Origin of the sequence: Bradyrhizobium sp. CIR18, from assembly GCF_014198295.1 — a bacterium.
In the GTDB taxonomy this organism is placed as follows: Bacteria; Pseudomonadota; Alphaproteobacteria; order Rhizobiales; family Xanthobacteraceae; genus Bradyrhizobium.
The window spans coordinates 292673-306764 of record NZ_JACIHF010000001.1; the positions used below are offsets into that span (position 1 = coordinate 292673).

Consider the following 14092-nt stretch of genomic DNA (forward strand, 5'->3'; position numbering starts at 1 on the left):
GAATCAGCTGTGCCTCGTTCCGGACCAACTTCCGGAGAGAGACCTTGCAGAGCAGTGTCGGCGCGCGCGCATTCCAGAATGCGCGATTGCAAAAGAAGTTGAGGAAGCAGGCGGACGCCGTCATGTCGCTCGCGGTCGAGGCGCTCCGGCAGGGCAGATTTGCCGAGGCCGAGACGCTCTGCCGCGGCATTGTGGAGGAGGTTCCGGATCATTTCCATGCCACGCACCTGCTTGGCCTTCGCGCCTATGAAGGCGGGCGGCTGGAGGAGGCGCAACAGCTGTTCGAGCGCGCGATTGCGCTCGACCCGCGCTCGCCCGATGCCCATGGAAATCTCGGCGCCGTGTATTTCGATCTCCAGAAATTCCAGGACGCCCGCGCATGCCAGGAGAAGGCCATTGCGCTGAAGCCGAATTGTCCGATCACCCTCACCAATCTCGGCAATACGCTCCTGAACGTCGGCCTCGGCGAACAGGCGATCAGGCTGCACGAACGCGCTATCGGGTTGCGGCCCGACTACGCCGATGCATTTTGCAACCGCGGCATGGCGGAGCTGATGATCGGCCGGTCCGAGCGCGCCAAGGAGAGTTTCGATCGCGCCCTGTCGCTTCAGCCGCGTCATGCGGAAGCGATCGCCGGCAAGGGCATGGTGTGCATCGAGCTCCGGCATTACGAGGAGGCGGAAGCCGCCCTCGCCGCAGGCTTGGCGATCAAGCCGGGTTCACCGCGGATTCTGGCCCAGCGCGGACGGCTCAATTTCGATCTGCATCGGCTGGAGCAGGCGGCGGCGGACTTCGATGCGGCGCTGGCGCAATCGCCGCGGCTCGAGCTCGCGCTGCGTGGCAAGGCGCAGGTCAACCTTCTCTTGGGAAACACGACGCAGGCGATTGCGGCCGTCAAGACCCTGCTCGAGGACAATCCGCGGTCCGATTACGCAATCGTGCTTCTCGGCGCCTGCTACGCGAACCAGGGAGACGTCGCGACGGCGCTCGAGCACCTCGACGCGGCGCTCGAGATATCACCTGACTATGCGGATGCCATCGCACGCAAGATCTTCATCCTGGATTATCTGCCCGAGGCCGATTTCGCGGTCCAGCAGGCGGCGCGGAAATCCTGGTGGGATGCGATCGGCGCCAGGCTGCCGCAACGGACACTGCCGCCCCGGGCGCTCGATCCGGACAGGCGGATCGTCGTCGGCTATGTCGCGTCGGAATTCAGGAACCACTCGGCCGCGTTCGCGCTGTTGCCGGTGCTGCGCCAACACGATCACACGAGGTTCGAGATCGTCTGCTATTCCTGCTGGCCGCTGCAGGACGAGATTACCGAGAGATTCAAGCCTCTCGCGGACGTCTGGGTCGACGCCGCGCAGCTTTCGGACGACGAGTTGGCCGATCGCATCCAGGCGGACAAGATCGACATCCTGATCGACGTATCCGGGCATACGGCAGGCAACAGGCTGCCTGTCTTTGCCCGCAAGCCGGCCCCGATCCAGGTCACGGGTTTCGGACACGCCACGGGCACCGGCCTTCAGACCATGGATTACGTGCTCGCCGATCCCATCTTCATTCCGCAATCGGCGCGCCATTTGCTGGCCGAAAAAGTCCATGATCTACCCTGCCTGATCACGATCGATCCCATCCTGGACGTGCCGCCCTCGGAGCTTCCCATGCTCCGGAACGGCCATGTGACCTTCGGCGTGTTCAACCGCATCTACAAGATCTCGGATGATGCGATCCGGGTGTGGTCGAAAGTGATGCGTGAGGTGAAGGGGTCGAAGATCATCATCAAGCACGGGCTGCTCGACGATCTCTTGCTGCGCGACGGCCTGATCGCGCGGTTCGTGGCCCAGGGCATTGCCGAAGACAACATCACCTGCCTGGGCTCGACCACGCGCCACGAGCATCTGCTGGCCTTTGCGCAAGTCGATATCTCCCTCGACACCTTCCCGCAAAATGGCGGCATCAGCACCTGGGAATCGCTCTATGCGGGCGTTCCGGTCGTCGCCAAGCTCGGCAATGGCTCTTCGGCACGCGCCGGTGGCTCCATCGTGGCGGCCGTCGGCCTCGACGACTGGGTCGCCGAGGATGACGACGGCTACGCCGCGATCGCGTGCAAATATGCGGCACAGCCCGCTCATCTGGCGAAATTGCGGGCGGAACTGCCGGCTCGGATCGCAGCCTCACCTGCCGGCAACGTCGAACTTTACACGCGTGAGGTCGAAGCGGCCTATCGCCGGTTCTGGGGCGATTACTGTGCCGGCGCTGCGGAAGGCGGCGAGGTGGCGTAGCCCGACCTTGCGTTGCCCCCCCGGGAAATCCCGGAGTCGCTGCCGGCCGGGTGACCGGCCGGCCATAGCTGCGAATCAGTTAGACTCGCCTCAGGGCATCCTCCGGAGAGACACCTTGCAGAACAGCGGCGGCGGCGCGCGCGCATTCCAGAATGCGCGATTGCAGAAAAAATTGATGAAGCAGGCCGATGCCGTCATCGCCGCTGCGGCGAACGCCTATGGCCAGGGCCGATATGCCGAGACCGAGGCGCTGTGCCGCGAAATCCTGAAAGCCCTTCCGGATCACATCGACGCCATCCACCTGCTCGGCATGTGCGCCCACGACGGCCGGCGCTTCGAGGAGGCGCAGCAGCTGCTGGAGCGCGTGATTGCGCTCGATCCGCGCCTGCACGATGCCCATAACAACCTCGCGACCGTGCATTTCGACCTCGGCAATTACGAGGACGCGCGGCGCTGCCAGGAGAGGGCGATCGCGCTGAAGCCCAATTTCGCGGTGGCGCTGACCAATCTCGGCAACACGCTGATGCATATGGGGCTGTACGAGCAGGCGCTCGAAATGCACGAGCGCGCCATCAAGGTCAAACCGGATTATGCCGATGCGCTCTGCAATCGCGGCATGGTCGAGATCGTGCTTGGACAGATCCTGCGCGCCAAGGAGAGCTTCGATCGCGCCCTGCTGTTTCAGCCGCGTCACGCCGAGGCCATCGTCGGCAGCGGCATGGTCAGCATGGAGCTGCGGCACCACGAGGAGGCGGCAGCCAAGTTAGCCACGGCGCTTGCGATCAAGCCTGGCGCGCCGAGGATCCTGGCCCAGCGCGGGCGGCTCAGTTACGAGCTGCAGCGCCTCCACGAGGCGCTGGCGGATTTCGATGCGGCGCTTGCGATTTCGCCCAAGCTCGAACTGGCCCTTCGGGGCAAGGCGCAGGTCTGCCTCGTCATGGGAAAGACCGCGCAGGCGATGGCGGCGGCGACGACCTTGATCGAGCGCAACCCGCGCTCCGAGATGGGGTTGGCGCTGATGGGCTTCGCTTATTCGAACCAGGGAGAGATGGACGCTGCGATCGAATATCTCGATCGTGCGCTGGCGCTCCGGCCGGACTATGGAGACGCGATCAGAGGCAAGATCTTCCTGCTGGACTACCTCGCGGATGCCGATTTCGCGGTCCAGCAGGCTGTACGAAAGTCATGGTGGGATGCGATCGGCTCGAAGATTCCGCAAAGGACGCTGCCGAAGCGGCCGCTGGATCCGGACAAGCAGATCGTGGTCGGATATGTCGCGGCCGAATTCCGGCAACACTCGGCGGGGCTCACCTTGCTGCCCGTGTTGCGCCATCATGATCACGCCAAGTTCAAGATCATCTGCTACTACTCCTGGCCGGGAGCGGACGAGTACACCGCCATGTTCAAGCAAATGGCGGACGTCTGGGTCGACGCTTGGCAGATGTCGGACGACGAACTCGCCGATCGCATTCAGGCCGACAATGTCGACATCCTGATCGACGTTTCGGGCCACACCACCGGCAACCGGCTGCAATGCTTCGCGCGGAAGCCGGCTCCGATCCAGGCAACCGGCTTCGGGCACGCGACGGGCACGGGCATGCAGACCATGGACTACGTGCTCGCGGATCCCATTTTCATTCCGCCATCGGCTCGACATTTGTTTCCGGAAAAGATCTACGATCTGCCGTGCCTGATCACGATGGAGCCGGTCACCAATCTGCAGCCTTCCGAACTGCCAATGCTCCGCAACGGCTACGTCACCTTCGGCGTGTTCAACCGCATCTACAAGATCTCGGATGATGCGATCCGTGTGTGGTCGCGCATCATGCGGGAGGTGCCGGGATCGAAGATCATCCTCAAGCATGGTTTGCTCGATGATGCCTTGCTGCGCGATAGCCTGATCGCACGCTTCATCGCGCAGGGCATTGCCGAGGAGGACATCACGTGCCTCGGCACCACCTCGCGCGACGATCACCTGATGGCCTTTGACAAGATCGATATTTCGCTCGACACGTTCCCGCAGAATGGCGGCATCAGCACCTGGGAATCCCTCTACAAGGGCGTTCCCGTCGTCGCCAAGCTCGGCATTGGAGCTTCTTCGCGTGCCGGCGCCTCCATCGTGGCCGCCGTCGGTCTCGGCGACTGGGTCGCCGAGGATGACGACGGCTATGTCGAGATCGCCCGCAAATATGCGTCGCAGCCCGAGCATCTGGTGAAGTTGCGCGCGGGCTTGCCGGCTCAGATCGCAGCCTCGCCCGCCGGCAACGTCGAGATCTATACGCGTGAGCTCGAAGCGGGTTACCGTCAGTTCTGGCGCGACTATTGTGCCGCAGGCGCGGAAAGCGGCGACGCTGCGGTAAGCGGGGCGGACGCAGCCGGCGGTTCCTGAGCCGGATCCTGCAACACGCCCCGGAACGCGAATCAGTTAGACTCGCCGCGGGCCATCTTCCGGAGAGACACCTTGCAGAGCAGCGCCGGGGCGCGCGCATTCCAGAATGCGCGGTTGCAGAAGAAATTGAAGAAGCAGGTCGACGCCATCATCGCTGCCGCGGCGAGCGCCTATGGCCAGGGCAGACATGCGGAGACTGAGGCGCTCTGCCGGCAGATCCTGCAAGCCATTCCGGATCATTTCGACGCGACGCATCTGCTCGGCCTGAGCGCGCAACAGGGTGGGCGCCTGGAGGAGGCGCAACAATTGCTCGAGCGCGCGATCGCGATCGATCCGCGTTCGCACGAGGCCCATAACAATCTCGCGGCTGCGCACTTGGCCCTTCAGAAATTCGAGGCCGCCCGTGCATGTCAGGAGAAGGCGATCGCACTGAAGCCGAATTTTCTGCCGGCTCTGGTAGGCCTCGGCAATACCTCGCTCCAGATGAACCTGCCCGAACAGGCGATCGAGATGTACGATCGCGCCATCAAGCTGAAGCCCGATTATACCGATGCGCTCTGCAATCGTGGTCTGGCCGAGCTGGCGCTGGGCCGGTTTGCCCCTGCCATGCAAAGCTTCGAGCGCGCGCTGTTGTTTCAGCCGCGCCATGTCGAGGCGCTCGTCGGCAAGGCGGTGGTCGGCCTCGAGCTCAAGCATTACGATGACGCGGAAGCTGCTCTCGCGGCGGCGCTCGCAATCAGGCCCGGTTCGGCGAAGATACTGGCGCAACGCGGGCGGCTCAATTACGAGCTGCAGCGTCTAGAACCGGCGGTCGCCGATTTCGAGGCGGCGCTTGCGATTTCGCCCAAGCTCGAGCTGGCTCTCCGAGGCAAGGCACAGGCTTGCCTCGTGATGGGAAAGACAGCGCAGGCGATGGCGGCCGCTGCGGCCTTGATCGAGCGAAATCCGCGCTCGGAGACGGGGCTGGCGCTGATGGGCTTTGCTCATTCGAACCAGGGAGACATGGACGCCGCGATCGAATATCTCGATCGCGCCCTGGCGATCCGGCCGGACTATGAAGATGCGATCCGGGGAAAGATCTTCTTGCAGGACTTCCGTGCCGAGGCCGATTTCGCGCTCCAGCAGGCGGTGCGACGGGATTGGTGGGACGTGATCGGCTCCAGGATACCGCGGCGGACGCTGCCGAAGCGGCCGCTCGATCCGGACAAGCAGATTGTGGTCGGCTATGTCGCTTCCGAATTCCGACAGCACTCGGCGGGGCTGACTTTGCTGCCGGTGCTGCGCCATCATGATCACACCAACTTCAAGATCATCTGCTATTCGTGCTCGCCGTCACGAGACGAGATGACCGCCAAATTCAAGTCGCTGGCGGACGTCTGGGTCGATGCGTGGCAGCTCTCGGACGACGAGCTCGCCGATCGCATCCAGGCCGACGATGTCGACATTCTGATCGACGTTTCGGGCCACACGACCGGCAACAGGCTGCAGGTCTTCGCGCGGAAGCCGGCTCCGATCCAGGCCACCGGATTCGGACACGCGACGGGCACGGGCATGCAGACCATGGACTATGTGCTCGCGGACCCCGTCTTCATTCCGCAATCGGCACGGCATCTGCTGGCCGAAAAGGTGTTTGACCTGCCGTGCCTCAACACCATCGATCCGATCCTGGATGTGCCGCCGTCGGACCTTCCCATGCTCCGCAACGGCCATGTGACCTTCGGCGTGTTCAACCGTGTCAACAAGATCTCGGACGAGGCGATCCGGGTGTGGTCGAGCGTGATGCACGAGGTGATCGGATCGAAGATCATCATCAAACATACGCTGCTTGACGATCCCATGCTGCGCGACGGCCTTCTTGCGCGGCTCGTGAACCAGGGCATCCCCGAACAGAACATCACCTGCCTGGGCTCGTCAGGGCGGGCGGATCATCTGCGGACCTTCGCGCAAGTCGATATTTCGCTCGATCCATTCCCGCAGAATGGCGGCATCAGCACCTGGGAATCCCTCTATGCGGGCGTTCCTGTCGTGGCCAAGCTCGGTCACGGCGTCTCATCGCGCGCCGGCGGCGCCATCGTGGCGGCGGTCGGGCTTAACGACTGGGTCGCCGAGGATGACGACGGCTATGTCGAGATCGCCCGCAAATTTGCCTCGCAGCCCGAGCATCTGGCGAAATTGCGCGCGGGCCTACCGGCTCGGATCGCAGCTTCGCCAGCCGGCAATGTCGAGATCTACACGCGTGAGCTCGAAGCGGGTTATCGTCAGTTCTGGCGCGACCATTGTGCCGCCGCTGCGGGGTGAGGCAACGCCGTCGCCGGCGATGCGGGCGCGCCCAGCGGTTCCTGAGCCAGGACAGTCCAGCGCGGGCCCGGGATATCCCGGGTAATTTCCGGTCTCGCCGACCGGCAGGCTAACTGCGCGAATCAGCTAGACTCGCCGAGCACCATCTCCCGGAGAGACATCTTGCAGAGCAGCGCCGGCGCGCGCGCATTCCAGAATGCGCGGTTGCAGAAGAAATTGAAGAAGCAGGCCGACGGTATCATCTCCGCGGCGGCGAGCGCCTATGGCCAGGGTAGATATGCGGAGAGCGAGGCGCTTTGCCGCCAGATCGTGCAAGCCGTTCCGGATCATTTCGACGCTACGCATTTGCTCGGCTTGAGCGTGCAACAAAGCGGGCGCCTGCAGGAGGCGCAGCAGCTGCTGGAGCGCGCAATCGCGATCGAGCCACGCTCGCACGAGGCCCACAACAATCTCGCGGCAGTGCATCTGGCCCTTCAGAAATTTGACGCCGCTCGCGCCTGTCAGGAAAAGGCGATCGCGCTGAAGCCGAACTTTGCGCCGGCCTTGGCCGGCCTTGGCAATAGCTTGCTTCAGATGAACCTGCCCGAACAGGCCATCGAGCTGTACGACCGCGCCATCGTCCTGAAGCCCGACAATGCCGATGCGCTCTGCAATCGTGGCCTCGCCGAGCTGGCGCTGGGCCGATTTGACCGCGCCAGGCAGAGTTTCGAGCGCGCTCTGTTGTTTCAGCCGCGTCACGCCGAAGCCCTTATCGGCAAGGGCGTGGTCGGGATCGAGCTCAAGCATTACGACGAGGCGGAAGCCGCGCTCGCAGCGGCGTTCGCGATCAGGCCAGGTTCGGCGAAGCTCCTGGCGCACCGCGGACGGCTCAATCTTGCGCTGTCGCGGCTGGAACAGGCGGCGGCGGATTTTGACGCAGCCCTTGCGCTTTCACCGAAGCTCGAAGTTGCGTTGCGGGGGAAGGCGGAAGTCGCGTTGAGCATGGGTAATACCGCGCAGGCGATCCTGGCCTGCACGGCTTTGCTCGAAGAAAATCCGCGCTCGGCGATCGCATTGGCGCTGCTGAGCTCCTGTTTTGCCAACCAGGGCGAAATCGCAGCCGCAATCGAACATCTCGACGCCGCGCTCGAAATCGCGCCGGACCAGCCGGACCTGCTCGCGCGGAAGATCTATTTTCTGGACTTTCTCTCCGACGCCGATTTCGCGATCCAGCAGGCGGCGCGCAAATCCTGGGGGGATGCGATCGGCGCCAGATTGGCGCAGAAGACGCACGCACCCCGGCAACTCGATCCTGACAGGCGGATCGTGGTCGGGTATGTCGCGGCCGAGTTCTGGTACCACTCGGCGGCGTTCGGCCTGTTACCGGTGCTGCGCCACCATGATCACGCCAAGTTCGAGATCGTCTGCTATTCGTGCTCGCCGGTACGAGATGAGATGACCGCCAAGTTCAAGTTGCTGGCGGACGTCTGGGTCGACGCCTGGCAGCTTTCGGACGACGAACTGGCCGATCGTATCGAGGCTGACAAGATTGATATCCTGATCGACGTGTCAGGGCATACGACCGGCAACAGGCTCCCGGTCTTCGCCCGCAAGCCCGCCCCGATCCAGGTCACGGGCTTCGGACATGCCACGGGCACCGGCCTTCAGACCATGGACTACGTGCTCGCCGATCCGATCTTCATTCCGGAATCGGTCCGTGGTCTACTGGCTGAAAAGGTCTGCGATCTACCTTGCCTGATCACGATCGATCCCATCCTGGATGTGCCTGCTTCGGAGCTTCCCATGCTCCGCAACGGCCATGTGACCTTTGGCGTTTTCAATCGCATCTCCAAGATCTCGGATGAGGCCATCCGCGTGTGGTCGAAGGTGATGCGCGAGGTGCCCGGATCCAGGATCATCATCAAACATACGCTGCTTGACGATCCCATGCTGCGCGACGGCCTTCTTGCGCGGCTCGTGAACCAGGGCATCCCCGAACAGAACATCACCTGCCTGGGCTCGTCAGCGCGCGAGGAACATCTGCGGGCCTTTGCGCGAGTCGATATTTCGCTCGATACGTTCCCGCAAAATGGCGGCGTGAGCACCTGGGAATCCCTTTATGCGGGCGTTCCTGTCGTGGCCAAGCTTGGTCACGGCGCCTCGTCACGCGCCGGCGGCGCCATCGTGGCGGCGGTCGGGCTTAACGACTGGGTCGCCGAGGATGACGACGGCTATGTCGAGATCGCCCGCAAATTCGCGTCGCAGCCCGACTATCTGGCGAAGTTGCGCGCGGGCCTGCCGGCCCGGATTGCAGCTTCGCCCGCCGGCAATGTCGAGATTTACACGCGCAGGGTCGAGGAGGGGTACCGCCGGTTCTGGCGCGACTATTGTGCCGCTGCTGCGGAGCGCGGCGAGGTCGTTTAAGCCGGACGAACCGCGCTGAGCTTTGTGACGCGCGTCCCCGACCCGAGGGGGCGCGTGACGATCACACGAAGGGCGGCTTGATGTTGCTGCGCTTCTCCAACCATTCCGGCACCGGCAGGTTCTTGGCGCGCATGAAGTCCGCGTTGAACAGCTTCGACTGATAACGGCTGCCGGAATCGCACAGCACGGTGACGATCGTCTTGCCGGGTCCGAGCTGCTTGGCGAGGCGCATTGCGCCCACGATGTTGACACCGGTCGAGCCGCCGAGACACAGGCCCTCGTGCTGCAGCAGTTCGTAGATCACGCCGACGGCTTCGGCATCGGGAATGAGATAGGCATCATCGACCTTCGCGGTCTCCACGATGGCGGTCGCCCGGTTGAGGCCGATGCCCTCGGTGATCGAGCCACCCGGCGTCGCCTTGGGATCGCCGGTCCTGAAGTACTCATACATGCCGGCGCCGTGCGGATCGGCGCATGCGATCCGCACGTTCTTGTTCTGCTCTTTCAAGTAACGGCTGACACCAGCCAGCGTGCCGCCGCTGCCGACCGAGCAGACGAAGCCGTCGACCTTACCGCCGGTCTGCTCCCAGATTTCGGGTCCGGTGGACTCGTAATGCGCCTTGGCATTGTCGAGGTTATTCCACTGGTCGGCGAACAGCACGCCATTGGGTTCGGTCTTGCGCAGCTCGTCGGCGAGGCGGCGGCCGACATGCTGGTAGCTGTTGGGGTTGGCGTAGGGCAGGGCCGGCACCTCGATCAGCTCGGCGCCGCACAGCTTCAGGAAGTCTTTCTTCTCCTGGCTCTGCGTTTCCGGGATCACGATCAGGGTGCGATAGCCGCGCGCGCTGGCGACGACCGCAAGGCCGATGCCGGTATTGCCGGCGGTCGATTCCACCACGAGACCGCCCGGCTTGAGCTCGCCGCGCTTCTCGGCCTCCAGGATCATCCATTTGCCGGCGCGGTCCTTGACCGACTGGCCGGGATTCATGAACTCGGCCTTGCCGAGAATGGTGCAGTCGGTCAGTTCCGAGGCGCGCTTCAGCTTGATCAGCGGGGTGTTGCCGATGGCTTCGACAACGTCATTTCGAATGGTCATGTCAGGGAAATCGCTACCAAGGGGGTTGATCTGGTTGGCGAGAACGTAGTGCTTGGAAGGCCAAAGGGGAAGGCTTTTGCGTTGCGGCGAAACCGAGCGAAACCTCTGCTCAAACAGCAATATTCCCAAGAGGCGCGCCCGGCGGCGATGCGCTCGGCCGCAAGCCGGGATATCGATAGGAGGAAACGCCTGCGCTCCGTCAGGCCAGGGAAGATGACAGTCGCGACCAGCCAACTCGCGACAAACTTTTTCCAAGGCCGAGGCTTCTCGCCATCGAGGGCCGTGGATGACGCCCGGATGGTCGAATCAGATCGGCCCGAGGAACGGCTTTCTGTTCGGCGATTGACGGGCTTGTGAGATTACTCAGCCAGGGCGCGACTGAGGCGGGGCGTGGTGCGGTCGGATGGAAACGCCCAAGTGCCGCTGTGGCAGCAATATCACATGAAATCTTGGTAAGCTTGATCGTGTATCCCAATGTTTCAAAATGAGAAAAATCCCTGCAAGACAGCCGTCTTTTGAATTTCGAGCGGTTCGTTTCCACTTCGTCGGCGTGGCCATCTCGCAACTGCGGGACTGTCCCGCAGTTCAGCGCCCGGCTAGTATGATTTTCGAGGTTCCGCAGAAAGCATCGCCGCTGTGAACGAGTTGTCCAAAGCCCCCCGACTGTCGCGCCGCGAATCGGCTAATCCGGCTGCGCGGCGGTTCGATCTGCCCCGCGGGGGATGGATGTGACAGAGGATGTTCCTGCGATCGCCATGCGGCGGTCTGAAGGTTCTGCATCCCGGACGCTGCGCGCGGCGCGCTGGATTGCGGTGGTGTGCCTTGCCGCCGGTTCGGGGGCTTGCGTGCTGACCCAGGATCTTCCCGATCCCGCCCTCGACGTTCCCACGCAGTACAAATATGCGGGCAAGGGTGATGCGCCGCCGTCACTGGATTGGTGGCGCGGGTTCCGCTCCGCGGAGCTGACGCAGCTGATGGAGGAGGCGCAAACCGTCAACCTCGACATCGCCGCCGCCGTTGCGCGCATCGTCCAGGCCGACGCCCAGGCGCGGCAGGCGGGGGCGGCGCTGCTGCCGAGCGTCTCGACAGGCGGATCGGAAACCTATTCGCGCACCTCGGGCTCGAGCGCGTCCGGCCTTTCGATCGGCGGCCGCGAAGTCGTCAATTATTCGACCTCGCTGAGCGCGAGCTACCAGCTCGACTTCTGGGGCCAGAATCGCGATGCGCTGCAATCGGCGGAAGAGACGGCGAACGCCAACCGCTTTGACCGCGACACCGTCGCGCTGACGACGCTGGCGGCCGTCGCCAACGCCTATTTCCAGGTGCTGGCCTCGCAGGACCGCATCAGGACCTCACAGCGCAACATTGCGAGCGCGCAGCGCATCCTCGATGCGGTCAGGGAGCGGCGCAGGGCCGGCACCGGCACCGATCTCGACGTCGCCCAACAGGAGAGCGTGCTTGCCAACCAGAAAGCCCTGGTGCCGCCGCTGCGCCAGACGCTGGACCAGAACGTCAACGCGCTCGCCGTGCTGGTTTCGCGCCCGCCGGAAAGCGTGCGCGTGCTCGGCGGCTCGCTGGACCGGATCGCGATCCCGCGCGTCACGCCCGGCCTGCCTTCGGAGCTGCTGACGCAGCGGCCCGACATCCGCCAACAGGAGGCGCAGCTTGCCTCGGCGACGGCGAATATCGGCAATGCCCGTGCTCAGTTCTTTCCGACCATTCAGCTCACCGGCAATGGCGGCTATCAGAGCTCGGCTTTGGTCTCGCTGTTCCAGCCGCATGCGGCCTTCTTCCAGCTCGTCGGCAGCGCCACGCAGCCGATCTTCGACGGCGGCAAGATCCTCGGCAATTTCGAGTTGGCCAAGGCGCGGCAGGACGAATTGCTCCAGACCTACCGCAAGACCATCATCCAGTCGTTCGCCGACGTCGACAATGCGCTGTTCTCGATCAAGCAGACCACGATCAAGCTGCAATTGCAACGCGACGTCGTCGTCGCCTCACGCCGCGCCTTCGATCTCTCCGAGCAGCAACTGCGCGCCGGCACCGCCGACATCGTGACTGTACTCAACACTCAACTGACCCTGTTCCAGGCGGAAGACGCGCTGTCACAGGCGCAACTGGCCCGCTTGCTCGCCATCGTCAGCCTGTATCAGGCGCTCGGCGGCGGCTGGGAGCCGCGAATGGAGAAACCGGTCAATGCTCTTTAAGCCGGATACCAAGCAGGACGCGAAGGAGGGGACGGCGAAGAAGTCGCGCGGCCGCGGTTTCGTCATGACCCTGATCACGCTCGCGATCCTTGGTGGCCTCGGCTATCTCGGCTGGAACGCGATGCACCAGAAGCCGGCTGCCGACCGAAACGCGCGGCCGGACCTGCCGGTGCCCGTGCTGGCGGCGACGCCCCGCGTTCAGGACGTTCCGGTCTATCTCGACGGCGTCGGCGCGATCCGCGCGCTCAACACCGTGACCGTGCGCTCGCAGGTCGACGGCAAGCTGATCGCCGTGAATTTTACTGAAGGGCAGGACGTCAAAAAGGGCGACGTGCTCGGCGAGATCGATCCCGCGCTCTACCAGGCAACTTACGACCAGGCGGTCGCCAAGAAGGCGCAGGATCAGGCCCAGCTCGCCAACCAGCGCATCGACCTGACACGGTACGAGCAGCTCGCTGCCTCCAACGCCGGCTCCAAGCAGCAGGCCGACACCCAGCGCGCGCTGGTCGCGCAGACCGAGGCGCTGGTCAAGGCCGACCAGGCTGCGATCGACAACGCGGCGGCGACGCTGAGCTACACCAAGATCGTGGCGCCGCTCTCAGGGCGAGCCGGCCTGCGCCAGGTCGACCAGGGCAACATCATCCACGCCGCCGACACCACGGGCCTCGTGGTGATCACGCAATTGCAGCCGATCGCGGTATGGTTCAGCCTGCCGCAGCAACAAATCATGCGCGTCAACGCCGCGGCGTCGAAGGGTACGCTGGCGGTCGACGTGTTCGGCAATGACGGCATCACCGTGATCGATACCGGCAAGCTCACCGGCATCGACAACCAGGTCGACCAGACCACCGGCACGCTCAAGCTCAAGGCCGAGTTTCCCAACGCCAACTACCAGCTTTGGCCGGGCCAGTTCGTCAATGTCCGTCTCAAGGTCGAGACGCTGACGCAGGCGCTGGTGGTGCCGACCTCGGCCGTGCAGCGCGGCCCGATCGGGACGTTCAGCTATGTCATCGGCGAGGACAATATCGTCTCGGCCAAGCCCGTGACCGTGACCCAGCAGAACGAGCATGACGCGGTGATCGCCAGCGGCCTGTCGGCGACCGACAGCGTCGTCACCACGGGCTTTGCCAATCTGTCCGACGGCTCCAAGGTGACCATCGGCCGCGACGACCAGACCCCGTCGGCCGATCTCGCCCCGCGCAAGCGGTCGCGCGGGCCTGACGCCCAGAAGAAGGATGGTGCCAAGGAAGGGCAGAAGGAGCACCAGAAGGAACAGGGTAAGGACAGCGAGTTCCGCGCCAAGCGCAAGAGCAGCGAGGGCGACCAGAAGGGGCAGACCGGGCCGGCCCCGGGGCCGGGGGCAGCGGGAAGTGGAGCCAAGCAGCAATGATCCCGACAACAGCCGCTTGAAGCG

Annotated in this window: 7 protein-coding genes; 6 read left to right on the forward strand and 1 reads right to left on the reverse strand. The window is 63.9% G+C overall.

From position 1 onward, the window contains the following. Positions 1 to 44 precede the first annotated feature (44 nt). The 4 genes from GGD65_RS01520 to GGD65_RS01535 all read left to right on the forward strand — a co-directional run bounded on the left by GGD65_RS01520 (position 45) and on the right by GGD65_RS01535 (position 9375). On the forward strand, positions 45 to 2285 hold the full coding sequence (locus tag GGD65_RS01520) for a tetratricopeptide repeat protein (protein ID WP_183234229.1): 2241 nt from the start codon (positions 45 to 47) through the stop codon (positions 2283 to 2285). 115 nt (positions 2286 to 2400) lie between these two features. Continuing rightward, positions 2401 to 4674: a tetratricopeptide repeat protein gene (locus GGD65_RS01525; RefSeq protein ID WP_183234230.1), complete on the forward strand. Its 2274-nt coding sequence runs from the start codon at positions 2401 to 2403 to the stop codon at positions 4672 to 4674. A gap of 72 nt (positions 4675 to 4746) precedes the next feature. After that, positions 4747 to 6972: a tetratricopeptide repeat protein gene (locus tag GGD65_RS01530; protein ID WP_183234231.1), complete on the forward strand. Its 2226-nt coding sequence runs from the start codon at positions 4747 to 4749 to the stop codon at positions 6970 to 6972. 162 nt (positions 6973 to 7134) lie between these two features. Beyond that, on the forward strand, positions 7135 to 9375 hold the full coding sequence (locus GGD65_RS01535; protein WP_183234232.1) for a glycosyltransferase family 41 protein: 2241 nt from the start codon (positions 7135 to 7137) through the stop codon (positions 9373 to 9375). A 61-nt stretch (positions 9376 to 9436) separates the two neighbouring features. Here the strand turns inward: GGD65_RS01535 and GGD65_RS01540 are convergent, their stop codons facing one another. Next, positions 9437 to 10471 carry a cysteine synthase A gene (locus GGD65_RS01540; RefSeq protein ID WP_183234233.1) on the reverse strand — a complete coding sequence of 345 codons (1035 nt, stop codon included), beginning with the start codon at positions 10469 to 10471 and terminating at the stop codon, positions 9437 to 9439. A 722-nt stretch (positions 10472 to 11193) separates the two neighbouring features. On the opposite strand from GGD65_RS01540, the gene GGD65_RS01545 reads away from it, so the two are divergent. After that, a complete protein-coding gene (locus GGD65_RS01545; protein ID WP_183234234.1) occupies positions 11194 to 12678 on the forward strand; it encodes an efflux transporter outer membrane subunit in 1485 nt (494 codons plus the stop codon). After that, complete coding sequence (locus GGD65_RS01550) at positions 12668 to 14068, forward strand: efflux RND transporter periplasmic adaptor subunit (RefSeq protein WP_183234235.1); 1401 nt, start codon at positions 12668 to 12670, stop codon at positions 14066 to 14068. The genes GGD65_RS01545 and GGD65_RS01550 overlap by 11 nt, the downstream gene beginning before the upstream one ends. Positions 14069 to 14092: the final 24 nt, after the last annotated feature.